20 protein-coding genes are annotated in these 26,455 nt (G+C 72.9%); 15 read left to right on the top strand and 5 right to left on the bottom strand.

What is annotated here, in order from left to right; translation table 11 throughout:
• Nucleotides 1–3: 3 nt before the first annotated feature.
• Both FHX71_RS20905 and FHX71_RS20900 read left to right on the top strand, forming a co-directional pair.
• Entirely contained in the window at nucleotides 4–1,494 is a 1,491-nt protein-coding gene (locus FHX71_RS20905; protein ID WP_182619366.1) for an aldehyde dehydrogenase family protein, read from the top strand.
• A 151-nt stretch (nucleotides 1,495–1,645) separates the two neighbouring features.
• On the top strand, nucleotides 1,646–7,411 hold the full coding sequence (locus FHX71_RS20900) for a LamG-like jellyroll fold domain-containing protein (RefSeq protein ID WP_246403356.1): 5,766 nt from the start codon (nucleotides 1,646–1,648) through the stop codon (nucleotides 7,409–7,411).
• A gap of 141 nt (nucleotides 7,412–7,552) precedes the next feature.
• On the opposite strand, the gene FHX71_RS20895 is transcribed toward FHX71_RS20900, so the two are convergent.
• Nucleotides 7,553–7,777 carry a tautomerase family protein gene (locus FHX71_RS20895; RefSeq protein ID WP_182619365.1) on the bottom strand — a complete coding sequence of 75 codons (225 nt, stop codon included), beginning with the start codon at nucleotides 7,775–7,777 and terminating at the stop codon, nucleotides 7,553–7,555.
• A gap of 190 nt (nucleotides 7,778–7,967) precedes the next feature.
• On the opposite strand from FHX71_RS20895, the gene FHX71_RS20890 reads away from it, so the two are divergent.
• The gene (locus FHX71_RS20890; RefSeq protein ID WP_182619364.1) at nucleotides 7,968–8,654 is read left to right on the top strand and encodes a YcnI family protein; all 687 of its coding nucleotides are present in this window, start codon (nucleotides 7,968–7,970) and stop codon (nucleotides 8,652–8,654) included.
• Nucleotides 8,651–10,348, top strand: a complete 1,698-nt coding sequence (locus FHX71_RS20885; RefSeq protein WP_220490223.1) for a copper resistance CopC/CopD family protein — start codon at nucleotides 8,651–8,653, stop codon at nucleotides 10,346–10,348. The genes FHX71_RS20890 and FHX71_RS20885 overlap by 4 nt, the downstream gene beginning before the upstream one ends.
• Before the next feature lie 109 nt (nucleotides 10,349–10,457).
• On the opposite strand, the gene FHX71_RS20880 is transcribed toward FHX71_RS20885, so the two are convergent.
• The 3 genes from FHX71_RS20880 to FHX71_RS20870 all read right to left on the bottom strand — a co-directional run bounded on the left by FHX71_RS20880 (nucleotide 10,458) and on the right by FHX71_RS20870 (nucleotide 12,936).
• The gene (locus tag FHX71_RS20880) at nucleotides 10,458–11,927 is read right to left on the bottom strand and encodes a hypothetical protein (protein ID WP_182619363.1); all 1,470 of its coding nucleotides are present in this window, start codon (nucleotides 11,925–11,927) and stop codon (nucleotides 10,458–10,460) included.
• Between the two features lie 98 nt (nucleotides 11,928–12,025).
• Nucleotides 12,026–12,523: an NUDIX hydrolase gene (locus FHX71_RS20875; RefSeq protein ID WP_182619362.1), complete on the bottom strand. Its 498-nt coding sequence runs from the start codon at nucleotides 12,521–12,523 to the stop codon at nucleotides 12,026–12,028.
• A gap of 41 nt (nucleotides 12,524–12,564) precedes the next feature.
• On the bottom strand, nucleotides 12,565–12,936 hold the full coding sequence (locus FHX71_RS20870; RefSeq protein ID WP_376770152.1) for an HIT family protein: 372 nt from the start codon (nucleotides 12,934–12,936) through the stop codon (nucleotides 12,565–12,567).
• A 157-nt stretch (nucleotides 12,937–13,093) separates the two neighbouring features.
• Between FHX71_RS20870 and FHX71_RS20865 the strand changes: the two genes are divergently transcribed.
• Together FHX71_RS20865 and FHX71_RS20860 are read left to right on the top strand one after the other, a co-directional pair.
• Nucleotides 13,094–14,485, top strand: coding sequence for a cryptochrome/photolyase family protein (locus tag FHX71_RS20865; protein WP_182619361.1), 1,392 nt, complete (start codon nucleotides 13,094–13,096; stop codon nucleotides 14,483–14,485).
• 90 nt (nucleotides 14,486–14,575) lie between these two features.
• Nucleotides 14,576–17,203 carry a helix-turn-helix transcriptional regulator gene (locus FHX71_RS20860; protein ID WP_182619360.1) on the top strand — a complete coding sequence of 876 codons (2,628 nt, stop codon included), beginning with the start codon at nucleotides 14,576–14,578 and terminating at the stop codon, nucleotides 17,201–17,203.
• A gap of 19 nt (nucleotides 17,204–17,222) precedes the next feature.
• Here FHX71_RS20860 and FHX71_RS20855 read toward each other — a convergent pair whose 3' ends face one another.
• The gene (locus FHX71_RS20855) at nucleotides 17,223–17,984 is read right to left on the bottom strand and encodes a CYTH domain-containing protein (protein WP_182619359.1); all 762 of its coding nucleotides are present in this window, start codon (nucleotides 17,982–17,984) and stop codon (nucleotides 17,223–17,225) included.
• Nucleotides 17,985–18,132: 148 nt separating this feature from the next.
• On the opposite strand from FHX71_RS20855, the gene FHX71_RS20850 reads away from it, so the two are divergent.
• From FHX71_RS20850 to FHX71_RS30170, 9 genes are all read left to right on the top strand, one after another.
• The gene (locus tag FHX71_RS20850) at nucleotides 18,133–18,615 is read left to right on the top strand and encodes a DUF6325 family protein (protein ID WP_182619358.1); all 483 of its coding nucleotides are present in this window, start codon (nucleotides 18,133–18,135) and stop codon (nucleotides 18,613–18,615) included.
• Nucleotides 18,615–18,905 (top strand): SHOCT domain-containing protein, encoded by a 291-nt coding sequence (locus tag FHX71_RS20845; protein WP_182619357.1) that lies wholly within the window; start codon nucleotides 18,615–18,617, stop codon nucleotides 18,903–18,905. The genes FHX71_RS20850 and FHX71_RS20845 overlap by 1 nt, the downstream gene beginning before the upstream one ends.
• 58 nt (nucleotides 18,906–18,963) lie before the next feature.
• The gene (gadC, locus tag FHX71_RS20840; protein WP_246403355.1) at nucleotides 18,964–20,469 is read left to right on the top strand and encodes a glutamate/gamma-aminobutyrate antiporter GadC; all 1,506 of its coding nucleotides are present in this window, start codon (nucleotides 18,964–18,966) and stop codon (nucleotides 20,467–20,469) included.
• Nucleotides 20,466–20,915: a hypothetical protein gene (locus tag FHX71_RS20835; RefSeq protein ID WP_182619356.1), complete on the top strand. Its 450-nt coding sequence runs from the start codon at nucleotides 20,466–20,468 to the stop codon at nucleotides 20,913–20,915. The genes gadC and FHX71_RS20835 overlap by 4 nt, the downstream gene beginning before the upstream one ends.
• Nucleotides 20,916–20,917: 2 nt before the next feature.
• Entirely contained in the window at nucleotides 20,918–22,264 is a 1,347-nt protein-coding gene (locus tag FHX71_RS20830) for a dipeptidase (protein ID WP_182619355.1), read from the top strand.
• 177 nt (nucleotides 22,265–22,441) lie between these two features.
• Nucleotides 22,442–23,773 carry an ABC transporter substrate-binding protein gene (locus tag FHX71_RS20825; RefSeq protein ID WP_220490222.1) on the top strand — a complete coding sequence of 444 codons (1,332 nt, stop codon included), beginning with the start codon at nucleotides 22,442–22,444 and terminating at the stop codon, nucleotides 23,771–23,773.
• A 1-nt stretch (nucleotide 23,774) separates the two neighbouring features.
• Nucleotides 23,775–24,731: a carbohydrate ABC transporter permease gene (locus FHX71_RS20820; RefSeq protein ID WP_182619353.1), complete on the top strand. Its 957-nt coding sequence runs from the start codon at nucleotides 23,775–23,777 to the stop codon at nucleotides 24,729–24,731.
• Between the two features lies 1 nt (nucleotide 24,732).
• Nucleotides 24,733–25,650 carry a carbohydrate ABC transporter permease gene (locus FHX71_RS20815; RefSeq protein ID WP_182619352.1) on the top strand — a complete coding sequence of 306 codons (918 nt, stop codon included), beginning with the start codon at nucleotides 24,733–24,735 and terminating at the stop codon, nucleotides 25,648–25,650.
• 24 nt (nucleotides 25,651–25,674) lie between these two features.
• On the top strand, nucleotides 25,675–26,448 hold the full coding sequence (locus tag FHX71_RS30170; protein ID WP_182619351.1) for an IclR family transcriptional regulator: 774 nt from the start codon (nucleotides 25,675–25,677) through the stop codon (nucleotides 26,446–26,448).
• The last annotated feature ends 7 nt before the right edge of the window (nucleotides 26,449–26,455 follow it).

Raw genomic sequence — 26,455 nt, 5'->3', positions numbered from 1 at the left:
TCCATGTCCGAGAACTCCCACCTCCTGCCCGCCGTCTCCTCGTTCCTCTCCTCCCCGAAGCAGCTCCTGATCGACGGCGAGTGGGTGGACGCCAAGGACGGTCAGACCTTCGCGACGGTGAATCCCGCGACCGAAGAGGTCCTCGTCCAGGTGGCCCAGGCCTCCGCGGTCGACGCCGACCGTGCGGTCTCCGCCGCCCGGAACGCCTTCGAGGACGGCTCCCCGTGGTCGCGGATGACGCCGCGGGACCGCTCGCACCTGTTGTGGCGCATCGGCGACATGATCGACGAGCGCACCGAGGAGTTCGCGCAGCTCGAGTCGCTCGACAACGGAAAGAGCCTCGCGTCCGCCCGGGGCGACGTCGGCGTGGCCGCCGAGCTGTTCCGCTACTTCGCGGGCTGGGCCACGAAGATGGAGGGTACGACCATCCCGATGTCGGTGCCCGGCCGAGACTTCCACGCCTACACGCGCCGCGAGGCGATCGGTGTGGTCGCCGGCATCGTGCCGTGGAACTTCCCGCTGACGATGGCCGCGTTCAAGATCATCCCGTCGATCACCGCGGGCAACACCGTGGTGCTCAAGCCCGCCGAGCAGACCCCGCTCACCGCGCTCCGGCTCGGCGAGCTGCTGCTGGAGGCCGGCCTCCCGGCCGGCGTCGTCAACGTCCTGCCCGGGTTCGGGGACGCGGGCGCCGCGCTCGTGGACCACGCCGGCGTGGACAAGGTGGCCTTCACCGGCAGCACCGAGGTCGGCAAGAAGATCGCCGCGGGCGCCTCGAAGAACCTCAAGAAGGTGTCGCTGGAGCTGGGCGGCAAGGCGCCCAACATCATCTTCGCCGACGCCGACCTCGACGCCGCCATCGCGGGCGCCGCCCTGGCGGGGTACTTCAACGAGGGCCAGTGCTGCGTCAACGGCTCGCGCCTCTACGTCCAGCGCGCCGTGTTCGACCAGGTGATCGAGGGTGTGGCCGCCGCGGCCAAGGCCATCAAGGTCGGCGACGCGTTCGACCCGGCCACCACGATGGGGCCGCTGGTCTCCCAGGAGCAGCACGAGAAGGTCATGGGCTACGTCCGGGGCGCGGTGGCCGACGGCGCCACCATCGCCGCAGGCAGCCCCGACCCGGCCGCCGACCGCGGCTACTTCTTCTCCCCGACCCTCATCACCGACGTGACCGAGCGGATGGCCGTCCAGACCGACGAGATCTTCGGCCCGGTCATCACGGCCATCCCCTTCGACACGGAGGAGGAGGTCGTCGCGGCCGCCAACAACACCGTCTACGGCCTGGCCGCGGGCGTGTGGTCGCGCGACCTGAGCACGGCCCACCGGGTCGGCGGCAAGCTCCGGGCCGGCACGGTCTGGCTCAACACCTGGCACGCCGACGACGTGACCCTCCCGCGGGGCGGCTTCAAGCAGTCCGGCTGGGGCCGCGAGCTGGGCTCCTTCGGCCTGGACGACTACACGGAGCTCAAGACGGTCATCGCCGAGCTCCGCTGACCCGACACACCCACCCCACCCACCACCGAGAGAACACCACAAGAGAAGACAGGTAGCACCCAGCGACAGGTCTGGGCGGCCGGCCCCGGGCGGGGGCCGGTCGTTCGGGCTGCCTTCATGTCCATGAAAACCGTGCGAAAAGGGATCAACGATGAACCTGCTACGCAGACCTGACCGGCGACACCGTGGTCGCCGTCCCCGCCGGACGCCCGTGCGTCTGGCGGCCGCACTGACCGCCCTGCTGGTGGCCGCGCCCCTCGGGGCCGTGGCCGCCCAGGCCGCGCCGTCGGGCACCGCGCCCGTCCAGGCCGCTCCCGGCGCCGTCGACGACGGCGTGCTGCGCGTCCTGCTGTTCTACAAGTCCAACTTCCACGCCTCCCACGTCCAGGCCCGCCAGGCCGTCCGGGACCTCGTGGCCGACCTGGGCGTCGAGTACAACCAGCCGGTCGAGATCCAGGAGACGGACGACCCGGCCGCCTTCACGACCGCGAACCTGGCGACCAAGGACACCATCGCGTTCGCCCAGACCGGCGGCGTGCTGTTCAACGTGGACCAGCGCGCCGCGCTGGAGGCCTACATCCGCGGGGGCGGCGGCTACCTCGGCCTGCACTACGCCGGGTGGTCCGTCGGGCAGAGCGAGCACGACGTCAACCCGTTCTACGCCCGCCTCGTGGGCGCGGTGTCCGAGGGCCACCCGGAGAACCCCGCGGTCCGCCCGGGCCGCGTGGTGGTCAAGGACACCTCGCACCCGCTGACCCAGGGCCTGCCGGCCGAGTTCACCCGCAGCGACGAGTGGTACGACTGGCTGGTCAACCCGGCGCCCAACGTGCGCACGCTGCTCAACGCCGACGAGTCGTCGTACGGCGGGGGCAACAACGGCACGAACCACCCGATCACCTGGTGCCAGGAGATCGACGAGGGCCGGTCGTGGTACTCCGGGATGGGGCACGAGGGCACGGCGTACGCCGAGGCCCCGATCCGCACCCAGATGAAGAACGGCCTCGCCTACACCGCGGGCCTGCTCACGGCCGACTGCTCGCCGCCGGACAAGGCCGAGCAGGGCGCCTGGAGCGGCGTCACGCCGTGGCCGCTGGTGCCGATCAACGCTGCGCTCACGTCGGACGGCAAGGTCCAGTCCTTCGGCAGCGTCTCGTCGGGCTGCACCGACACGACGCCCTACGACTTCTACGGCAACTCCTGCGTCACGCAGGGCGGCCAGATGGAGATCGACGTCTGGGACCCGGCCGAGGCACGCACGACGGCCAACGTGAACGACGGCATCGTCACGAACTCGACGTACACCGACCTGTTCTGCTCGATGCAGGTCCAGATGCCGCACCGCCGGGCCACCATGACCGTGGGCGGTGACGACAACCTGGGCGGCAACGCGCCGAACGACGCCGCCATCGGCGTCACCAGCTACTCCACCAACCAGGGCCTGCGCAACGAGGCCCCGATGAACTTCCCGCGCTGGTACCCGACGGGCACCACCCTGCCGGACGGCTCCGTCGTCGTGCAGGGCGGCAGCCTCAAGGGCGGCCCCGGCGGCCCCGGCGTGCTGACCCCGGAGATCTACACGCCGGACGAGGGCAGCTCCTGGAAGCTCCTGGAGGGCGCGACCAGCGCCGCGGCCTACGGCGACGGCGGGGGCGGCAACGGCCCCGACGAGAACCGCTGGTGGTACCCGCGCGCGTTCGTCGCGCCGGGCAACGGCAACGTCTTCAACATCACCGGCACGCAGATGTACGAGCTCGACCCGTCGGGCGACGGCGAGATCACCCTGCGCGGCACCCTGCCGTCCGGCATCGCCAACCAGGGCGGCCTCGGCAACCCGGTCGGCGCCACGTCGACGGCGACCATGTACCGCCCGGGCAAGATCCTGCAGGTCGGCGGCGGCTGGTGGGCCAACGGCGGCGGTCCGGACGGCGCCCGCGCCGGCTTCACCGTCGACATCACCGGCGGCACCGACGCACCGGTGGTCGAGGCCACCGAGCCGATGCAGTACGCCCGGCACTGGGCCACGTCCACGGTGCTGCCCGACGGCGACGTGATCGTCACCGGCGGCTCCCGCGACAACAACGGCAACGGCGGCTACGTCACCAGCGCCGAGATCTGGGACCCGGAGACCGGCGAGTGGAGCACGGTCGACGTGCCCTACGAGCACGCCCGGCTCTACCACTCGACCGCCCTGCTCCTGCCGGACGGCCGCCTGATGGTGGGCGGTGGCGGTACGCCCGGCCCGCGCAACTACACGGACGTCGAGTTCTACTCTCCGGCGTACCTGTTCGACGGCGACCAGCCGGCGACGCGCCCCGAGGTCTCGGGCGTGCCGCAGAAGGTCGGCTACGACGGCACGTTCGGCGTGCGGTCCGACGTCGACGTCTCGCGGGTCACCCTGGTCCGCAACGGGTCCGTGACGCACGGGTTCAACAACGACCAGAACTTCCAGGACCTGGCGTTCGCCCAGGACGGCGAGAACCTGACGATCGAGACGCCCGTCGACGGCACGTACGCCCCGCCCGGTGCGTACATGCTGTTCGTCTTCGACGAGGACGGCACGCCGTCCGTGGCCGACATCGTGCAGATCGACCCCGAGGTCGCGATGGACGCGCCGGCCCCGCACCTGGTCGACCAGCTCGAGTACCCCCGCATCCCCGCAGAGTGGCGCAACGCCAACCCGCCGGCCGTCGTCGACGTCGCGCCGGGCAACGGCCGCATGTCCCCGTGGGAGGTCGACAGCCAGGTCCAGCTCGTCCGCGCCGCCGCGCCCAGCCAGGGCGGCCTCGGCCTGACCGGCTACCACCTGGGCGTGGGCACCGAGGGCAGCCTGACCCGCACGGTCAAGGGTCTCGACCCGGGCCGCGAGTACCGCCTGTCGCTGCGCTACGCCCGTGATGCCCGGTCCGCCGGCACGGCGCCCGGCACCGCCGACCTCTCGGTCGGTGACCTGTCGACGACCCTGTCGGCGGGGACCAACCAGTCGTCGCAGACGGCGTTCGGCAAGTACGTCGGCACCTTCGTCGCCGGGGCACGGTCGCAGGACCTGACCATCTCCGCCGGCGACTCCGGCGCGGGCGTCATGATCGACGACCTCGTGATCGTGGGCTCCGAGCCCGGTGCCTCCGACGTCCCGGTGCACTACGCGTTCGAGGAGGGCTCCGGCACCCGGGCCGCCAACACCGGCACGGACGAGGCCGTGGGCGCCGCGACGCTCACGGGGACCACCGGCTGGAGCGAGGACGGCGTGTTCGGCGACGCCCTCGACCTCAGCGGCGGCAGCAACGCCAACGCGGTGGACCTGCCCGACAACCTGCTCCAGGGCGAGGAGGCCTTCACCACCTCGTTCTGGGTGCGCCCCGACACCAAGACCGGCTGGACCGGCCTGTTCCACATCGGTGACGGTGTGGCGGGAGCGGGCAGCTTCTTCCAGATCCAGATGCAGACCAACGCCGCCGCGGGCGGTACCGGTCTCGCCGCCACCTTCAAGGCCAAGGGCGCGGCCCTGGAGGAGCGGGTCTACGCCACGCCCACCCAGGACGTGGCCGCGGGCGAGTGGAACCACGTCGCGTTCACCCGGCAGGGTGCCACCGGCACGCTCTACCTGAACGGCGAGGCCATCGCGTCCAGGAACAACCTGACGATCGACATGTCCGACGTCGGCCCGACGGCGAACAACTGGCTGGGCCGCAACGGGTTCCCGGACCCGGCCTACGACGGCCTCATGGACGACGTCCGCGTCTACACCTCGGCGCTCGGTGACGACGCCGTGGCGGCGCTCTACGCCGACGGCACCGCGCTCGCCACGACCACCACGGTCACGGTCGAGCCCGGCTCCCCGTCGCCGTTCGCCGAGCCGGTCACCGTCTCGGCGGCCATCGCGGCGGCCTCGGGCGGCGCCCCCACGGGCTCCGCGGAGCTCTGGGTCGACGGCGCCCGCGTGGGCGGTCAGGCCGACGTCGTCGCCGGTGCGGTGGAGTTCACCGGTGTGGCGCTCTCCCCGGGCGACCACGAGCTGCAGGTCCGGTTCCTCGCCGACGACGGGTGGCGCGACTCCGCGCAGACCGTGGAGCACACGGTCGAGCGGCCGCCGCCCGGCGAGGGCACGCCGATCCACTACACCTTCGACGAGGGTCAGGGATCGAGCGCGGCCAACACGGGCCTGGACAGCTCGGTCGGGGCGGCGACGCTGACCGGGTCGACCGGCTGGTCCGGCGCCGGCAAGTTCGGCGGCGCGGTCAACCTGCCCGGCGGTGCGTCGGGCACGGGCAACCAGATCGAGCTGCCCGACAACATCGAGGCGGGGATGGAGGACCAGTTCAGCGTGTCGATCTGGGCCCGTCCGGACGCGCTTCCCACGTGGGTGCCGCTCCTGCAGATCGGCAGCAGCACCGACACGTTCTTCCTGCTCCAGTCCAACACCCAGGTCAGCGGGGCCACCGGCTTCGCGGCGACGTTCAAGGCGCCGGGCACCCCGGGCACCGCCCAGGAGCGTCTGGTCCTGGGCCAGGGCAAGGACCTGCCGCTGAACGAGTGGACGCACGTGGTGTTCACCCAGAGCGGCTCGGTCGGGAAGATCTACTTCGACGGCGAGCTCCAGGCCACGCGCAACGACTTCACCCTCGACATCGGTGACGTCGGTGTGGGCGGCCAGACGACGACCAACCTCATCGGCGGGACCAGCTGGCCGGACGGCCGCTGGGACGGCCTGGTCGACGACTTCCGGATGTTCGGGTACGAGCTCACCGCCGAGCAGGTGGGCGACCTCCACGCCGGGACGGCGTCGAACACGGCACCGGTCGGTGCCGCGGACGCCTACGGGACCGTGCAGGACGAGCCGCTGGAGGTGGAGGCACCGGGGCTGCTGGCCAACGACACCGACCTCGACGGCGACGACCTGACGGCGACCGGGCTCACGCAGCCGGCCCACGGCGACGTGGAGCTCGCGGCGGACGGCTCGTTCACCTACACGCCCGACAGCGGGTACTTCGGCACGGACACCTTCACCTACAAGGCGTCCGACGGCGCGGCGACGTCCGCGGCGACGACGGTGACCATCACCGTCGAGGAGGCCGAGCAGCCGCCGGTCAACACGGCTCCCGTGGCGGGCAACGACGCCTACGCGGCCGTGGGCGGTCAGCCCCTGACGCTCCCGGCGCCGGGCGTGCTCGCCAACGACACCGACGCGGACGGCAACGTGCTGACCGCCACCGCGGTAACGCAGCCGGCCAACGGCCGGGTCACCCTGGCGGCGGACGGCTCGTTCACCTACACGTCCGACGACGGGTTCTCCGGCAAGGACGTGTTCACCTACAAGGCCTCCGACGGGCAGGACCTGTCCGCCGCGGCCACGGTGACCATCACGGTGAAGTCGCCCAAGGTGACGGCGGTGGCCGGTGTGGCACTGCCCGTCACCTACGGCACGGCGGGCACGGTCTCCGTGGCGGTGTCGCCCGACACGGCCACGGGCGGCGTCGAGCTGCTCAACGGGACCACCAGCCTCGGGACGGCCACGATCGCGGACGGGCGAGGAACCCTCGTCCTGCCGGCCAAGGGCCTGAAGCCGGGGGTGTACGACCTCACCCTGCGCTACGGGGGCGACGCCGACCACAGGTCCGCGACGTCGAAGGTGCGGGTGGTGGTCGACAAGGTGGTGCCCACCATGGAGATCTCGGCGAAGAAGTCCGGCAAGAAGGCCGTCGTCGAGGTCTCGTTCACCGCCCCGTACGACGTGCCGGTGACGGGACAGGTGCGGATCGCGGTCAAGGACGGGCAGACGCTCACGGGCAACATCCAGAACGGGCTCGCCCGCTTCGAGGTGAACCAGCCCAAGGGCAAGGACCTGACGCTCACGACGTCCTACCTCGGCAGCGAGCTCGCGTTCGCCGCGGAGACGAAGGTGACGATCAGGCTGAAGTGAGAAGGGCCGGGCCCGGAGGACGTGTCCTCCGGGCCCGGCCCCGTTCCCTTCTTCCCTTCGAGACCGGGGTTTCTTCGCTTTGAGCCAGCTCAAAGCGAAGAAACCCCGGTCTCGAAGGGAACTGTCAGTCGTCCGCGACCGTCAGTCGTCGGCGAGCGAGGCGACGACGCCCGCCCGGCTGTCGTCCTCGCTGGCGAGCACACCGCCGTTGGCGACGATGTCGGGCGTGATCTCGCTGAAGACCATGCGGACGTCCTGGCGGCGGGCGCCCAGGATCTCGACGGCGCTGTCGGCCACGGCCTTGGCGAAGTCGCGACGCTGCTCCAGGGTGCGGCCGCGCAGCAGCTCGACGGTGATGTTGGGCATGGCTTCCCTCCGATTTCGGTCGATCCATGGTTCACGGGTGCGACCTTGATTCAGTGACGTGAACCACCGTACGTGCCTCACCCGGGCGAAGTCCATGGTTTCGGGCTGCTGGTTCACACTCTTGACAGCAGTTCGGCGGGCTGGTTTGGTGTGCGAGCCACCTCCAGAGTCGGAGAGTCTTATGAAGCGCATGACAACGGCCCGTCGCGTGACCCTGTCCGCACTCGCCGCAGCGGGCCTCGTGGCCCTCGGGACCGTGTCGGCATCGGCCCACGTGACCATCACGCCGTCCACCACCGCGGCGGGCGCCACCGCCGTCCTCCGCGTCGAGATCCCGCACGGCTGCGAGGAGTCGGCGACCACCGGGCTCACGATCCGGATGCCCGACGGCGTCACGGACGCGACCGCCACCGGCACCGACCGCTGGGCCGCCGAGCAGGCCGCGGACAGCGTGACCTGGACGACCGACGAGCCGCTGCCCGACGGCGAGCACGCCGAGGTCGAGCTCTCCGTGCGCCTGCCCGACGACGCGGGCGCGACGCTCGTGTTCCCCGTCGTCCAGCAGTGCGAGGTGGGCGAGGCGGCCTGGACCGAGGTGGCCGAGCACGCGGAGGGGCACGACGAGCTGGAGCGGCCGGCGCCCGTCGTCGTCGTGACGGCCGGGGACGCCGCCGACGCGGATGCCGACCCTGCCGATGCCGCCGCGACCGCTCACGCCGCTCATCCGGCCGACTCCGCCGACACTGAGGCGGCGGGCGCGACCACCGACACCGGGGCGCGGGACCCCCTGGTCACCTACGGCGCGGCCGGCCTGCTGGCCGCCGGCGTCCTCGTGGGCGGGGCGGCGCTGCTGCGCCAGCGCCGACGGCAGCCGTGACCCACTGGACCCACGCGGGCACCGGAAGGCGCCCGGGCAGCGTGCGGCGCACCGGCGCCTGGGCGCTCCTGCTCGCCGTCGTGTGGGCGCTGCTGCTCGGACCGGCGAACGGGGCCGCGGCCCACGCGACCCTCATCAGCACCGACCCGGCCCAGGGCGCGGTGCTCGACGCCGCACCCGAGCGGGTCACGTTCACCTTCAACGAGTCCGTGATCGGCGTGCCGGCGGGCATCAAGGTGTTCGACGCGACCGGGCAGGAGATCGGCTCCACGGCCACGGTCCAGGAGTCACGGCTGCTGGTCGACCTCGACGAGGAGGTCGCGGACGGCACGCTCGTGGTCGTGTGGCGGCTCGTCTCGGCGGACGGGCACCCGATCGGCGGCTCCCTGAGCTTCTCGGTGGGCGAGCCCAGCGCCGTCGTGGACGTGCCGGAGACCAGCGCGGACGCCGGCACCGACGCCCCGTTCGTGCTCGGCGTCGTCCGGGCCATGGGCTACGTGGGCCTCCTCGTGGCCGCCGGGGTGGCGGCCTTCTCGGTCCTGTTCCTCCCGCGCGACGGTCTCGCCGACCGCTCGCGCGCCCGGCTCCGCCCCGTCGCGCGCGTCGCTGCCGGAGTCGCCGCCCTCGGGTGGCTCGCCGCCGTGCCGCTGGTCGCGCTCTACCAGCTCGGCCTGCCGGTCTCGGCGGTCACCGACGGCTCGACCTGGACGGCACTCGCGGCGGCCGAGTACGTGGTGCCCGCCGTCGTCGTCGGGGGACTCGCGCTGGCCGTGCTGTCGCTCCCCGCGGGTGCCGCACCCGGCCGGAAGCAGGCCGCGCTCGTGCTGGCCGGCAGCCTGCTGGCGCTCGCCGCGCCGTCGTTCACCGGGCACACGCGGGCCACGACGCCCGAGGCGCTCGTGATGGGCGTGGACGTGCTGCACCTGGCCGCGGGAGCGATGTGGCTCGGCGGGCTCGTGGCGGTCGCCCTGGTGCTCGGGGACCTCGCGCGTGGTGACGCGGGCGCCGTCGTGCTCGGCAGGTTCTCGACCTGGGCCGCCGTCCTGCTGGCGGTGCTCGTGGTCGCGGGGGTCGTCCTGGCGTGGCGGGTCGCCGGGAGCTGGGGCGCGCTCGTGGGCTCCGACTACGGGGGCCTGCTGCTGGTCAAGGTGCTCGTCGCGCTGGTCGCGGTCGCCATCGCCGCGTGGAACAGGTTCGCGCTGCTGCCGCGCCTGCGCACGGCGCCGCGCAAGGGCCGCGCGGCCCCGGCCGCGCTGCTGGTCCGCACCGCCGTCGCGGAGGCCGGCGTGCTGGTCGCGGTCCTGGCCGTCACCGGCTTCCTGGTGGACCGCAGCCCCGAGAACGACGTCGCCGTCACCGCCGGTCAGCCCTCGGCGCAGAGCGCGCAGGAGTCGGTGGAGCTGGACGACATCTCGGCCCGGATCACCCTCGACCCGCTCGCCGTCGGCCCGGCCACCCTCACCATCGAGATGACCGACGCCGCCGGGGCCCCCGCCGAGGGCTACGAGGCGCCACGGCTCGCCCTGACGTCCGACGAGGTGGAGCTCGGCGAGGTGGCGCTCAGCTCGCTCGGCCCGGGCGTCTACGCGGGCGACATCGTGCTGCCGACCACGGGGGAGTGGGAGGTGCAGGTGTCGCTGCGCACCACGGAGTTCGACAACCCGGTGAAGTCGGTGACGTTCGTGGTGCCGTGATTCCTCGGTGCCGTGACGGGCGCCGTGCCGGGCGCCTCGGACGGCGAAGGCCGCCGCACCGCTCGGGGGAGCGGTGCGGCGGCCTGTCTCGTCGCTGCCGGACGGACCGTCAGCGGACGGTGAGCCGCACGCTGTCCGTCGAGCCGACGTACGTCGTCGTGGTCCCCACGTACTTCGCGGTCCACATGCCGGAGCGCGTCGCCGTGGTCCGCGTCGAGAACCTGCCCTCCGAGTTCGTCCGGACCGTCTTCACGTACCGCGACTTCGCCGAACCGGCCGGGTCGAAGTACAGGCGGACCTGGACGCTCGAGGCGGGCCGGTACGAGGCCCGGTTCGACTGGTCGACGGAGAGCTTCCGCAGCCTGCCCTGCACGGTGTAGTCGCGGCCCTTCTTCGGCGTGCTCGTCGACAGCCTCGTGTCGAGCATCGTGATCCGGCGGACGACGAAGGGGGCCACCGTCTCGGTGCGCATGAAGTGCCAGTCGTAGTCCCCGTCGCCCGGTCCGTAGTACACCTTGACGTCGGTCATTGCCGCGACCGTGTGCATGCCGGCGGACGTGTAGGCATCGAAGCGAATCTTGCCGCTGTAGTGCCCACCGGAGACCTGGGCGAGGTCCCCGAACGCCGTCTCGTTCTGGGCGTTGCGGGCCTCCAGGAACGCGTCTGTGTCCCAGACGACGCGCGTCCCGTTGTGGCGGAAGCGCACGTCGACCGTAGCCGTGACGCCCCGGTGCGTCATGACGATGTCGGACGCCTTCACGGTGGCCGAGAGCCACGTGTCCTTCATCTTCTGGGTGTACGTGGCGGTGTGGGTGCCGGACGAGAAGTTGGACATTGTCATGGCGGCCGACGACGGCGAGTACACCTGGTCGCCGCGGTACCGCATCTCCCAGGAGCCGGGGCCACGGTTCGTGAACGACGCGCTGAACCTGCCCGACGAGCCCAGCGTGACGGTCTTCTTGTGCACCGCCGTCGTCGAGCCCTTGGGGGTGAACCAGAGGGTGACCGTCGCGCCCTTGGCCGGGACGTACGTGCCCCGCTCGAACCGTTCCATGCCGGCGCTCACCTTGTAGGTGGCACCCACGGCAGGCATGCCGGGCCACACCTCGATCCACGGACGCGTCTCGCGGGTCACGGTGAAGCTGGTGACCTTGTCCTCGTCGAGCGTGGCGCCCACGCCGTCGGCCGTGACGCTGCCCCGGAAACCGACGTCGAACGTCCCCGTCGCGGACCCGTCCTCGGCGAACCGAGCAGTCTGCCGGGTGCCCGACCCGGTCAGCTCAAGGACCCGGGTGCCGCCCGTGGCGCGGTTCGTCACGATCAGGTCCGTCGCGTAGGGAGCTGCGGTCACGGTGGCGGTCGGGCTCGCATAGCTGACGTCGATCGTGACCGTCTTGCCCCACTGCGGTACCGAGGCGTCGCGGACCGACACGGTCGCGGTCACGGTGTGGCTGCCGGCGGTCGTGGTGATGGTGCCGTCGTGGACGGCTGCGGCTGCGGGCTGAGCGGTCGCGACGAGCATCGTCACGAGCAGCGCGAGCGCAGCGGAACCCGCTGTGGCGCGGGAATGGTGCAACATGCGCGAAGCATGGCAGTCCGGAAGCGTGCCCGACGACGGGTTAACGGGGTTCGAGCGGGTGATCTCCTGGGCCCCGGCTGGACGGGACCGGCACGTGTTCACCGCGCGAAGTGCGGTCCCGCGGCCGGGTCGGCGAGGTAGGCGAGCGTGAGCTCCAGGCGGCGCACCGTGTCCGGGTGCAGCCCGTCGGGCAGGGCGTCCGGCGCGAACCAGCCGACGGCGAGCGACTCGTCGTCGTTCGCGCGCGCCCCGGCGGCTGCCTCGGGGGACGCCGGGCGGCAGACGAAGCACAGGTCGAGGTACTGGGCCCGGTCCCCGTTCGGGTAGGCGGCCGGCTCGGTGACCGTGACGGCGGCCAGGGCCTCGACACGGACGGGCACGCCGGTCTCCTCGAGCACCTCCCGCGCGATCCCGACGCCGGGCTCCTCGCCCGGTTCGAGGATGCCGCTCACCAGTGCCCAGCGGCCGTTGTCGGAGCGCTGGCCCAGGAGGACGCGGCCGTCGTCGTCCAGCACGACGGCCGTCACACCCGGGAGCCACAGGAGGTCGGTGCCGATGTGCTGACGGAGACCGAGGATGTACGGGGAGACCGGCATCGGCCCAGCCTACGGACCGGCTGACTCGGCGGGCGCCGTCGTCAGGTGAGCGCGTCCCGCAGGCGTTCCGCGTAGGCATGGCGCCGGTCGGCCGGGAGCCAGTCCGGTGCCGGGAGCGTGTCGTAGAGGTCGTCCCCGGGGTAGCGGGGGAACAGGTGCTGGTGGAAGTGCCACACGTCCTGGTTGCCGGCGGGCTCGTTGTGCTGGCGGGTGGAGACGCCCGCGCAGCCGTACGCGGTGCGCATCGCGCGGGCGAGTCGCTGGGTGACGTCGAAGACCGCGTGACCGTCGGCGGCGGGGAGGCCGTAGAGGTTCTCGTGGTGGGCCACCGGGATGATCAGCACGTGGCCCGCGTTCCGCGGCCACCAGCGGGGCGCGATGATCGCGAAGACGCGTTCGTCACGGTGGACCACCTCGGGCTCCCGTTCGGTGGGGAAGTCGCAGAACGGGCAGTCGTAGCCGGCGGGCTCGTGGGTGTGCAGGAGGTGCCTCCCGGGCGCTCGCGAGGATCGGGACTCGGATGATCTCACCCGGGCGCGGGCCCGGCGCCGTCGCCGTACCGTGGGCGGCATGACCGACGACCCCGCGCTGATCTGGTTCCGCCGCGACCTGCGCGTCGCCGACCAGCCCACCTTTCTCGCCGCAGGTCAGGGCACCCGTGCGCTGGCGCTGTTCGTGCTCGACCCGCGTCTGCTGAAGCCGGCCGGGAAGGCGCGGCAGTGGTTCCTGTACGGCTGCCTGCGGGACCTGAGCGAGAGCCTGGGCGGACGGCTCCTGGTCGTCAAGGGCGACCCGGTCGAGGTGGTGCCCAAGGTGGCGGAGGCGATCGGCGCCGGCTCCGTGCACATCGCCGCCGACTTCGGTCCCTACGGCCAGGCCCGGGACACCGACGTCGAGCACGCGCTCGCCGAGCAGGACCGCGAGCTGGTGCGCACGGGCTCGCCCTACGCCGTGGCGCCCGGCCGGGTCCTGTCCGGCGACGGCGGCCGCTACCGCGTGTTCACACCCTTCAGCCGGGCCTGGGCCGACCACGGGTGGCGCGCCCCCGCGGACACCGACGCCGGCTACCTGGACTGGATCGACCCCGAGTCCGTCGGCGTGCGGTCGACGAAGATCCCGGACCAGCCCGCCGTCGACGCCGACCTGCCCGAACCCGGGGAGGCCGCCGCCCACCGGCGCTGGGACGAGTTCGTCGACGAGCACCTCCAGGAGTACGCCGACGGCAGGGACCGGCCCGACCAGCCCGGCACCTCGCGCATGTCGGTCTACCTCAAGTACGGCTGCGTGCACCCGCGCAGCCTCCTCGCCGACATCGCGGCCAAGCGCTCGGACGGCGCCCAGTCGTACCGCAACGAGCTCGCGTGGCGGGACTTCTACGCCGACGTGCTCGACCAGCGCCCCGACTCCGCGCACCAGAACTACAACCGCGCGTTCGACGCGCTCGTCACCGACAGCGGGCCCGACGCCGACGAGCTGTTCGCCGCCTGGCAGGAGGGCCGCACCGGCTTCCCGATCGTCGACGCCGGGATGCGGCAGCTCCTGGCCGAGGGCTGGATGCACAACCGCGTGCGGATGATCACGGCGTCGTTCCTGGTCAAGGACCTGCACCTGCCCTGGTGGTGGGGCGCCAAGCACTTCATGGGCAAGCTCGTCGACGGCGACCCCGCCTCCAACCAGCACGGCTGGCAGTGGGTGGCGGGCAGCGGCACGGACGCCGCGCCGTACTTCCGGGTGTTCAACCCGGTGCTCCAGGGCGAACGGTTCGACCCGGACGGCGCCTACGTGCGCAAATACGTCCCTGAGCTCGCCGACGTGCCCGGCAAGGCCGCCCATCAGCCCTGGAAGCTGCCCGGCGGGCTGCCTTCCGGCTACCCGGCGCCCGTCGTCGACCACAAGGAGGAGCGCGCCGTGGCCCTGGAGCGCTACGACGCCGTCAAGGAGGCGCGGGACAGCGCTCGCTAGTTCCCCCGAACCGGGTGAGCGCTCCCCGACCCGGCGGTGGTCGACTGAGTGGTGTCGGGGCAGCAGACGGCTACACGTCGCGGGGCGGTTATGGACGACTCGTTCAGCGGGAGCGCGCTGGTCTACCGCGCCAAGCTGCGGCCCGCCGTGAACCCCGAGTACCTCGTTCGCCGGCCCCGGCTCATCGACCTGCTCGACACGGCCGTCGAGTCGCCGCTCACCCTCGTCGTCGCGCCGGCGGGCTCCGGCAAGACGTCGCTGCTGCGCGACTGGGCCGGCTGGACCGACCTGCCCCACGCCTGGCTGTCCGTCGACGAGTCCGACCGCGACCCCGCCCAGCTCTGGCTGAGCATCCTCGCCGCGCTCGACGGCATCGCCCCGGGGTGCGCGGAGCCCGCCGCCGACCTGGTCCGTCGGCGGCGCTCGCTGCTCGACGCCGTCGGCACCCTGCTCGACGACCTGGAGTCGCGGCGGTACGGGCCGCGCGTCCTCGTGATCGACGACCTGGAGGTCGTGGACGAGGCGGTGGCGGGCGGGGCGCTGGCGATGTTCGTGCAGCACCTGCCCCGGTGGCTGCGCGTCGTGCTGGTGAGCCGGCACGTCCCGCCCCTGCCTGTGGACCGGCTGCGCGCCCGGGGGCTGCTCGGCGAGGTCCGGTTCCCGGAGCTGCGCTTCTCGTTCGACGAGGCGACCGAGATGCTGTCCCGGCTGGCCCCGGCCCTGCCGCCGCAGCGCGTCGCGAAGGCCGCCCGGCACGCGGGCGGCTGGGCCGCCAGCATCCAGCTCGCCGCGCTCGCGGCCCGCGCCGCCGACGCCCGCGCGGCGGCCGACGCCCCGCGGCAGGACGACGTCGAGCGCTACCTGGGCGACTACGTCTGGCACGAGGTGCTGAGCGGCGAGCCGGGCGACGTCGTCGACGTGCTGGTGGCGGTGTCCGTCGTCGACCGGGCCGAGCCCGGCCTCGCCCGGGCGCTCGCCGGCCGGCTCGACGCCCCGCTGCTGCTGGAGCGGGCCGAGGAGCGGGGGCTGTTCGCCACGCGCGTCGAACCCTCGGGCGCCTACGAGACGCACACCCTGGTCCGTGACGCCCTGCTGGTCGAGCTGCGCCGGCGCGACCCCGGGCGCCTGGCGGAGCTGCACCGCCGCGCCGCGCGGTGGTTCGAGGACGCCCGGCAGCCCGTGACCGCGATCGAGCACCTGCTGCGCGCCGGGGAGGACCGCGCGGCGCTCCGGCTGCTGGCGTCGTGCGCCCCCGAGCTCTACGACAGCGGGCGTGAGGCCACCGTCCGGCGCATGCTCGCCGCGATCCCGGCCGGTGCCGCGGCCGGCACTCCCGCCGCCGTCGACCTCGCGTGGTGCCAGCTCTTCGTCGACCGGGACGCCTTCGTGCAGACCGTGCACACCGTGGTGACGCAGGCGGGCACCGACGGCGGGCGGGAGCCGGGGCTGCGCGCCCGGCTGGAGATGCTCCGCGCGACGTCGTCGGCCGTGTCGGGGGACTGGGGCGCCGGGGCGCGGTCCGCGGGCGCGGCCCTCGCGACGATCGGGGAGCGGTGGCGGACCGACCCGCTGTGCCGGTTCGGGTGGAACCTGCTGGCCCGCGAGATCGCGCTGGCGGAGCGGTGGGACGACGACGGCGAGGAGGTGCGCCGGATCGCCCGCACCCTCGGGCCGGCGCCCGGGCGGCGCATCGCGTTCGAGGCCACGCGGGCCCTGGGGGCGGCGCTCGCCGGCCGCCCGGTCGAGGCGCTGCGCCTGGTGTACGGCACGCGGCACGTCTCCGAGGCCGCTGACCTGACGACGGCGCGGACCGAGCTGATGGTCGCCGAGGCGCTGGCCGGCCGGGAGATCGGGGAGCAGTCGGCCGCGCTGCCCGTGCTCGCGCACCTGGTCGAGACGCCGTGCGACCCCGTGCCGCACTGCCGCCTGCTGGCGTGCCTGGAGCTGGCGCGGGTCGCCGTCGACTCGGGGGACGCGGCGGCGGCCGAGCGCGCCTTCGGCGACGCCACCGAGATCGTGGACACCCAGCTCCCGGGCCCCGGCAGCCGCACGCTCCTGGCGCGCACCGGCACGCTGCTGGCCCTGGCGCAGAACCGGCCCGACGACGCCGCCCGCTGGGCCGCCGAGGTCGACGACCCGTTCTGGGGCGCGGTCGAGAACGCCCGCGTGCTCCTCGCCGAGGGCGACGTCGGGGCGGCGGACGCGGCACTGCGGACGGCGTCCCCGCGGTGCGTGCGGCACCGCGTGGTCCGCGACCTGCTGCTGAGCCGCACCACCCGGGACCCCACCGAGACGGGGGCGGTGCTGGCCCGCGCCGCGCGGCTCGGTGCCGCGCACGGCCTGGTGCAGACCGTCGCGTCCGAGGGGACCGAGGTGGTCGAGTCGATCGAGCGGCTGGCCTGGCGGGTGCCGAAGCCCTGGCTGGACCGGCTGCGCCGGGTGCCGCTGTCGGGGGCGTCCCCGCCCGGGACGGCCGTGGTCGAGCTCGTCGAGGCCCTGACGGACCGGCAGCTCGGCATCCTGCGCATGCTCCCGAGCCGGCTCAGCCTGCGGGAGATCGCGGACGAGCTGTTCATCTCGGTGAACACGCTCAAGTTCCATCTCAAGGTGATCTACCGGAAGCTCGGCTGCGGGTCCCGCGCCGAGGCCGCCGACCTGGCGCGCGCGCTGATGAACCGGCCCCGCCGCGGCCGGCCGGCGGGCGCCTGGCGGCGGTGACCGGCTGCGCCGACCACCGTCAGGAGCCGCCCGGCGCCGTCAGCGCGGCGAGCACCGCTCGCGTCTTGGTCTCCTGCGGCGCCGTGAGGTCGAGGCCGCTGCGGGCCAGAAGGGCCCGGGACTCGGCGGCGGCCTGGAACGCCTCGGCGGGCGGTGCCTTCGTGGACAGCTCGAGGATGCGAGCGCCGTCGGGCAGCCCCCACAGCTCGGCGACCATGCGGCGCGGGTACCCCTTGGCGCGGAACCGGCACTTGAGCAGGTTGACGGGGCCGAGCACGGTGAGGTCGTCGACGGAGACGTCCTCCGGCAGGCGTGAGCCCAGGAGCGCCCGCTGGTCGTCGTCGAGCAGGCGGTGGACGCCGCGGGTGCCGAGCATCACCTTGCGGACCCGGCGGTCGGACACCTCGACGGTGAGCGAGCACGAGCAGGTGTAGCCGGCGGGTGAGGCGTCGAGCTCGACCTTGAACCCGGGGTGGCCGCGGTACCCGTCGGGCACGTCGTTGGGCATCGCGGGCCGGAGCTTGACGGTCAGGTCGGCGGGCTTGCGCTGGGTGCGCCGGGCGCGGAGCACCACCCCGGCCGACGAGAGCCGCAGGTCGGGGGTGTCGACGAAGGCGACCTGGCGCAGGACCGCGTCGAGCGGGTCGATGCCGAGCTCCCGGACGGCGGAGCGCTGGAAGTCGTCGGGCACGGTGAGCTTGAGCTCGACCGAGTCCACGTCGGGCAGGAGCGCGAGCATCCCGGTGAGCTGCTCGGCGTCGTACGTCGGGGTGGCGGACATGAGGGCCTCCGGGGGTCTGTCCCGCGATCATGGCGCGGAACCGGGTGGTGCAGGTCCACCCCGGTCCGGGTGGGCCGCGACCACCCCGTCCGCCGCGATGGTGAGGGCGGAAGCGCTGTACCCGTCCGCGACCGCAGGAGGCCCGGAGATGACCGAGCTCGACGTCGGACCCATCGACTACCTAGCCCTGGAGTTCCCGGGCAGCAGGCTGCAGGGTCAGGGCCTGGCCGCCCTGCTCGACCTCGTCGAGCGCGGGATCATCCGCATCCTCGACCTGCGGGTCGCACGCCGTACCGAGGAGGGCGACGTCGTCGCCCTCGCGCTGAGCGACCTCGACCACGACGGGACGCTCGACCTCGCCGTCTTCGAGGGCGTGGGCTCCGGGCTGCTCGACGACGAGGACCTGAGCGAGGGCGTCGCGCTCGTGGAACCCGGCAGCGCCGTCGGCCTGATCGTGTACGAGAACACCTGGGCCCGACCGTTCGTGACGGCCATGCGGGACGTCGGCGCGCAGGTGATCGCGAGCGGCCGCATCCCGGTCGAGGACGTCGTCGCCGTGCTCGACGCGCTGGAGGCGGAGCAGAGCGCCCCGACCGCGACACCGGCGCAGGCACGAGAAGGAGAGCTGTGATGGGACTTCTCAGAGGTGTGGCACGTACCGCCGTCGTGGCCGGCACCGCGACCGCGGTGTCCAACCGGGTCTCGCGGCGTCAGGCGAACCGCTGGGCGTCGCAGGAGTCGTACGCGGAACCGCAGCAGCAGGCTCCGCAGCAGGTCTACGTGGCGCAGCCCGCCGCGCCCGCCGCGGCGGAGTCCGGGGACGTGATCGCCCAGCTCGAACGGCTCGGCAAGCTGCGGGACGAGGGCGTGCTCACCGACGCCGAGTTCAGCGCGCAGAAGGCCCGGCTCCTCGCCGGCTGAAGGCTGTTCCCCGCCGACGCGCCCGGTCCGGACGCGTCCCGTCCGGACGGAGGCCGCCATGAGCGCCATGGACGCTTCGCAGGACCCCGCCGCCGAGCACGTCGCCCGGCACGCCGCCGAGCCCCCGGCCCGCGCCGCGGAGAAGGCGGCCGCGAAGGTGCCGGCGACCGCGTGGATCTCCTGGGTCGCGCTCGCCATGATGACCACCAGCTCGGTGGCGAGCCTGCGGGCCGCGCCGACCATGGCGGTCTACGGGCTGGCCTGCGTGTTCCTGTACCTGCTGCCCGCGGTGGTCTTCCTGCTGCCGACGTCGCTCGTGTCCGCCGAGCTCGCGTCCGGCTGGAAGGGCGGCGTCTACAACTGGGTCGCGCGCGGCATCTCCAAGCCCATGGGCTTCCTCGCCGTGTGGTGCCAGTTCGCGATGACGATCTTCTACTACCCCAGCCTGCTGGGGTTCGTCGCGAGCACCCTGGCCTACGTGTTCAACCCGGCGCTCGCGAGCAGCGGCGTCTGGACGGCGTGCGTGATCATCGTCGTCTACTGGAGCGGCGTGTGGGTCTCCTCGCGCGGCACCAAGGGCGTGGCGGGGCTGGCGAGCGGCGGCCTGATCATCGGGACGCTGATCCCCGGCGTCGTGCTCGTGGTGCTCGGCACGGTGTTCCTGGGCCAGGGCAACGAGTCGGCCGCGCCGATGACGGCCGACCACATCTTCCCCGCGTGGGCCGGCCTCGCGAGTCTCGTGCTCATCGTGAACAACTTCCTGTCCTACTCCGGCATGGAGATGAACGCGGTCCACGTGTCGTCGCTGCGGAACCCGGCCAAGGAGTTCCCCAAGTCGATGTTCCTGGCGATGGGCATGGTGCTGCTGATCTTCATCCTCCCGGCCCTCGCGATCAGCTGGGTGGTGCCCGCCGACCAGCTCTCGCTCACCGCGGGCGTGATGCAGGCCTTCGACGCGGTGTTCGCCAACTTCGGCACGCAGTGGCTCACCCCGATCGTCGGGATCATGCTCGTGACGGCGTCGCTCGGCGGCATGCTCACCTGGCTCGCCGGCCCGTCGAAGGGCCTGCTGCTCATCTCCCGGCAGGAGGGCTACCTGCCACCGTTCCTGCAGCGGCTCAACAAGAACGGCGTGCAGCAGAACATCCTGGTGGTCCAGGGCATCGTCACCACGGCGATCGGGCTCATGTACGCGCTGATCCCCAACGTCTCCAGCGCCTACTGGATCTTCTCGGTGATCACCACGCAGGTGTACCTGATCATGTACCTGCTCATGTTCGTCGCGGCCGTCGGGCTGCGCCGCAAGTACCCCGACCATCCGCGCGGGTTCCGCTCGCCGATGCTCAAGTCGCTCTGCGGCATCGGCTTCGGGGCGTCGCTCGCGGCCCTGCTGGTCGGGTTCATCCCGCCGTCGCAGTTCGGCGGCGCCAACCCGGTCGTGTACGTCGTGATCGTCGTCGTCGGCGCCCTTGGTCTCGGCCTGCTGGTGCCGTACCTCTTCTACCGGGCGCGCAAGCCCTCGTGGAAGCAGGAGGCAGCGGCGGAGGAGGTGACCCCGGAATGAGCACCCCCGACGAGACCCAGTCCGGCCGCGAGCGCGCGATCATCTACGTGGTGGTGGGCGTCGTGCTCGGCGCCCTCCTGGTCCTCGGGCTGGTCATGTTCCGCGCGGCGGACCGCGGCCGCGACGCCGAGGCCAAGGCCGACGAGCTGATCCAGGCGCTCGACGCCGCCGGCGCCACGGTCACGCCGTCGAAGGACCAGATCGTCCGCGTGCTCGGGGACGACGGCGGAGCGACCTGCGCCGACCCGAACGACCCCCTGACCCGGGCGACGCTGCAGGCGCAGCTCGCCAACGGTGCCGGCGGACCCGGGTCGCGGCCCGTGATCTCGGACCGCAAGATCCTGCACGGCCAGCTCCTGATCATCCAGATCTACTGCCCCGACGAGCTCGACGAGTTCCAGCAGTACGTGGACAGCCTCCAGACCGACGACGTGGCGGGTGCGTGACCATGAACCTCCGTGCCCGGGTCGACTACGAGATGCCGCGGGTGCGCGCCGAGCTCGCCGAGCTCGTCGCCATCCGGTCGGTCGCGGACGCGCGGCAGTTCCCGCCGCAGGAGTGCGAGCGCGCCGCCCGCTGGGTGCTCGACGCGTTCGCCGGCGTCGGCTTCCAGGACGCGCACCTGGAGCGGACGGCGGACGGGAGCAACGCCGTCGTCGGCTCGCGGCCCTGCGCCGACCCGGCCGCGCCGACCGTGCTGCTCTACGCGCACTACGACGTGCAGCCGCCGCTCGACGAGGCCGCCTGGCGCACGCCCCCGTTCCAGCTCACGGACGCCGACGGCCGGTGGTACGGCCGCGGCAGCGCCGACTGCAAGGGCAACATCGTCATGCTCCTGGCCGCGCTGCGGGCGCTCGACGACGTCCCCGTGCACCTCAAGCTCGTCGTCGAGGGCTCGGAGGAGCAGGGCACCGGCGGCCTGGAGGCGTTCGTGCCCGACCACGCCGACCTGCTGCGCGCCGACGCCGTGCTCGTGTGCGACACCGGCAACGCCGCCGTCGGGCACCCCGCGGCGACCGTGAGCCTGCGCGGGATGGTCAACGTGGTGCTGACGCTCCAGGCGCTCGCCTCGGAGGTGCACTCCGGCATGTTCGGCGGCGCCGCCCCCGACGCCCTGGCCGCGCTCGTCGCGGTGCTGGCGACGCTGCGGGACGCGAACGGCGACACCACGGTCGCGGGGCTCGACCACCGCGGGACCTGGGCGGGCGAGGGCTACCCGGCCGACCGGTTCCGCTGGGACGCGACCGTGCTGGAGGGCGTCTCGCTGCTGGGTGACGGCAGCGTCGCGGACCTGCTGTGGGCCCGGCCCGCGCTGACGATCCTGGGCATCGACTGCCCGCCCGTGGTGGGCTCGGCGTCCGCGATCACGCCGCGCGCCTCGGCCCGGCTCAACCTGCGCATCCCGCCGGGCACCACCGCGGACCAGGCCCGGAAGGCGCTCGAGGGCCAGCTCCGCGCGGCGGCGCCCTGGGGCGTCGCGGTGCAGGTCACGGTCGAGGCGGAGGGCGAGCCGTTCCTCGCGGCGGTCGACGGGCCGGCGTTCCACGCGCTGTCCGCCGCGATGGAGGACGCCTACGGCACGCCGATGGCCCGGCTCGGCCAGGGCGGGTCCATCCCGCTGTGCAACGTCTTCGCGGACACGTACCCCGGGGCGGAGATCCTCCTGGTCGGCGTCGAGGAGCCGATGGCGGCCATCCACGCCCCGAACGAGAGCGTGGACCCCACCGAGATCGCCAACATGGCCCTGGCCACGGCCGGTTTCCTCCAGCGCTACGCGGATTCTGCCGCCCGCTGACCGGCAGAAGGTCCGCACCCGGAACGTGTGTGCGCATGCTTTCGATGTCGAGAGCATGCGCACACACATTCTTGGCGTGGACTCTTGCGCGCCCTCCTGCACCTCCACTAGTGTCCCGATCATCGACACAGGCGTCCCGGTCAGCGGGACGACACACAACGAGGTGGAGACGTGGAGATGAGTACGCTCACGCGCCGTGCTGTCCTGCGGGCGATCGGTGCGGCCGGCCTCGCCGGCGTCGCGGCGTCGCTCGCCGGCTGCGCGCCGACGATCGGGACGGCGCGGCTGCCGCGGGTCCCCGCGGCCTACGACGGGCCGCCGGTCAGGCTGAAGTTCTGGAACGGGCTGACGGGCGGCGACGGCCCGGTCATGCGGACGCTGATCGCGGAGTTCACGGCGGCGCACCCGAACATCGGCATCGACATGTACGCCCTGCCGTGGGGCGACTTCTACCAGAAGTTCCCCGCCGCGGTGACGAGCGGGCTGGCCCCGGACTTCGCGCTCATGCACAACTTCCAGGTGGCGACCAACGCCGCGCGGAAGGTGATCATGCCCGTGGACGACATCCTGGAGACCGTCGGCCTCGCGGAGGCCGACTACCTCCCCGTCGTCTGGGGCTCCGGCGTCTACCGCGACCAGCGCTGGTCGCTGCCGCTGGACATGTGGCCCGACTCGCTGTTCTACAACCGCCGGGTGCTGGAGCAGGCCGGGCTGGACCCGGACGCTCCGCCGACGGACCGCGCCGGCTACGAGCACGCGCTCGACGCGCTGGCCTCGTCCGGCGTCAAGGGCCACTGGCTCCCCGCCGTCGACCCGCAGGGCGTGGGGCGCGGGTTCGACTCGCTGCTCTGGCAGTTCGGCGGCGAGCACTACGACGACGGCGGCAACGCCGCGACGTTCGGCGCCCAGGCCGGCGTGGACGCGCTGGAGTGGCAGCAGTCCCTGATCCGGTCGGGGTGGAGCCCGCGGAACGTGAGCGGCTCCGACGCCTCGATGGCGTTCAAGAACGACCAGAACGCGTTCCTCTGGGGCGGCCCCGGCGCGCTGATCAACGACCTCGGCTCCGTCGAGGGGCTCGACTGGGACGTCGCGCCGCTCCCGCAGATCGGCAGCGGGCGGGCCGCGTTCTCCGGCTCGCACCAGTTCGTCGTGGCGCGCCAGCCGCGGTTCGACGCCGACCGGCTCGCCGCCGTCGTGACGTTCCTCGGCTGGATCCTCGCCAACTCGATCGGCTGGGCCTCCGCGGGGCCCGTCCCCGCCCGCCTGCCCATCCTCGACTCGCCGGAGCTCGCTGAACTGACAGCGCAGTCACACGTGGCGGAGGGCGTCGAGCACATCCGCTTCTACCCGCTGGTGCCGGGGATCGCGGAGGTGCAGACGACCATCCTGTACCCCGCCATCGGCGACGCCCTGCTCTCGCTCGGCGACCCCGCCGCGGCGCTCGACACCGCGACGACCCAGGCGTCCTTCCTGCTCCAGGAGAACGTCGAGAAGTACGGGAGGGCCTGAGATGACCGCCACCACGACCGCGGCCCCGGCCACCGGGCCCGTCGCCGGAGCACGCGCCGCCGCCACCCTCTCGCCCAGCCGGCCCCGGCCCTGGACGCCCTACCTCTTCCTCGCGCCGTTCCTGCTGATCTTCGGCACGTTCGTGCTGGTCCCCGCCGTGTCCGGGCTCTGGATGAGCCTGCACAACTGGGACTTCTTCCTGCCCGACCGCCCGTTCGTGGGCCTGCAGAACTACGTGGACCTGTTCACCCCGGACGCGCTGGTGGCGCAGCAGTTCTGGGAGAGCATGCGGGCCACGGGCCTGTTCGTGGTGCTCTCGGTGCCGCTGCTCATGGCCATCCCGCTGGGTCTCGCGCTGCTGCTCAACCAGCGGTTCCGCGGGCGCACCTTCTTCCGTGCGGTCTTCTTCGCGCCGTACGTGCTGGGCGTCAGCGTGATCGGCCTGCTGTGGCAGTACCTGCTCAACGGCAACACCGGCCTGATCAACGGGTACCTCGCACAGCTCGGCGTCACCGAGGCGGTCCCGTGGCTGACGGCGACGCCGTGGGTCTGGATCTCCCTGGTGGGCGTAACGGTCTGGTGGACCATGGGCTTCAACTCCGTGGTCTACCTCGCGGGCCTGCAGAACGTGGACGACGCGCTCTACGACGCCGCCAAGGTGGACGGCGCCAACCGCTGGCAGCAGTTCGTGCACGTCACGATCCCGCAGCTGCGCCCCGTCATCCTCTTCGTCCTGACCATGACGGTGCTGGCCTCGGCCAACATGTTCGGCCAGTCCTACCTGCTCACCGCGGGCAACCCGTCCAACGAGACGCGCACGGCCATCATGTTCATCGCCGAGGTGGGCCTGGAGCAGTTCCGCATGGGCCTCGCCGCCGCGATGAGCTACCTGCTGGCCCTTCTGCTGATCGCCGTCAGCGCCCTGAACTTCCTGTTCCTGCGACAGAAGGAGAGCTGACGTGGCCACCACCGTCGCTTCCCCCGGCAGCACCACCCGCCCGCCGACGCCGCGGCAGCCCGCGGAGCGCAGCCGCCGCGACCCGGCGACCGGCCGCGGCGTGGTCGGCACCCTGCTCCTCTACGCGATGCTGCTCATCCTGTCCGTGCTGATCCTGGCGCCGCTGCTGTGGATGCTCTCGACGTCGTTCAAGACGACCGGCGACGCCACCGTGCTCCCGCCGCAGTGGATCCCGCCGACGCCCACCGTCGAGGGCTACACCCGGCTGTTCGCCGACGCGCAGGCCCCGCTGCTGCGCTGGCTCGGCAACTCGGTGCTCGTCGGCGTGCTGCACACGGTGCTGGTGCTCGCCACGGCGTCGGCGGCCGCGTACCCGCTGGCCCGGATGAAGTTCGCCGGCCGGCGGCTGATCTTCGCGCTCATCATCGCCACGCTGTTCGTCCCCGGCTTCGTCTTCCTCATGCCGAACTACCTGATCGTCGACGGGCTCGGCTGGCTCGACACCATGTGGGCGCTGGTCATCCCGGGCGCCGCGAGCGCGTTCGGCGTGTTCTTCCTGGTCCAGTTCTTCCAGAGCATCCCGGCCGAGCTGGAGGAGGCGGCGCTGATCGACGGCGCCAACCGCTGGCAGATCTTCGTCCGCGTGGTGCTGCCGCTGTCCCGGGCGCCGCTCGCGACCCTCGGCCTCCTGTCGTTCCTCGGGAGCTGGAACGACTTCCTCTGGCCGCTGTACGTGCTGTTCAACCCGGAGCAGCTCACCCTGCCCGCCGGCCTGGCGACCTTGCGCGGCGCCTACGCCACCGACTTCCCGGCCGTCATGGCGGGCGCCGCGATCGCGAGCGTCCCCGTGCTGATCCTGTTCGCGTTCGTGCAGCGCTACGTGATCGCGGGCGTGGCCCGCTCGGGTCTCAAGGGATGAGCGGGCGCCGTGCAGAATGGCAGCGTGAATGACTCGAGCACCGGCACCCCCGGCACCCTCGCACGCGGCCTGGACATCGTCGAACGGGTCGCGGCGGCGCCGGGCACGACCGTCCAGCGCCTGGCCGCCGACCTCGGGCTCAGCCGCAGCGCCGCGTACCGCATCGTGGGCACGCTGCGGGAGCGGGGCTACGTGGTCGGCGAGACCGAGCTGCGGCTCGGGCCCGCCGTCGTGCGGCTGGGCCTGCAGGCGCTCGACGGCCTCGACATCCACGCCGTCGGGCCCGAGCACCTGCGCGAGCTGGTCGCCGAGACCGAGGAGACGGCGTTCATCGCCATCTTCGACGAGGACCAGATGTGCTACGTGATGCAGGAGGAGGGGCCGCAGGTGGTGAAGGTCGTCTCCAAGCTCGGCAGCCGCGCCCCGCTGCACGCGTCCGGCCTGGGCAAGGCCTACCTGTCGGGGCTGCCCGAGGCCGAGGCCGAGGCCCTCGTCGGCCGCATCCCGCTGCCCGGCTACACCCCCACGACCCTCACCACGGCGCCCGACCTGCTCGCGGACCTCGCGGGCATCCGGGACCGCGGCTGGGCCCTCGACGACGCCGAGCGGGAGCCCGGCGTCCGCTGTGTCGCCGCGCCGGTCCGCGGGGCGGGCGACCTGCCCGTCGCCGCGATCAGCGTGGCCGGGCCGCGCGACCGCATCGTCGCCGCACAGCCCTCCATCGTGGCCGCGGTGCTCCGTACCGCCGCCCGTCTGTCCGCCGCGCTCGGCGCGGCACCGCCCACCGAACGCACCTGATTGGATC

Source organism: Promicromonospora sukumoe, from assembly GCF_014137995.1.
Taxonomy (GTDB): Bacteria; Actinomycetota; Actinomycetes; order Actinomycetales; family Cellulomonadaceae; genus Promicromonospora; species Promicromonospora sukumoe.
The sequence above is the reverse complement of the archived record's forward strand: the minus strand, read 5'-3'. Positions and strand labels throughout refer to the sequence as shown.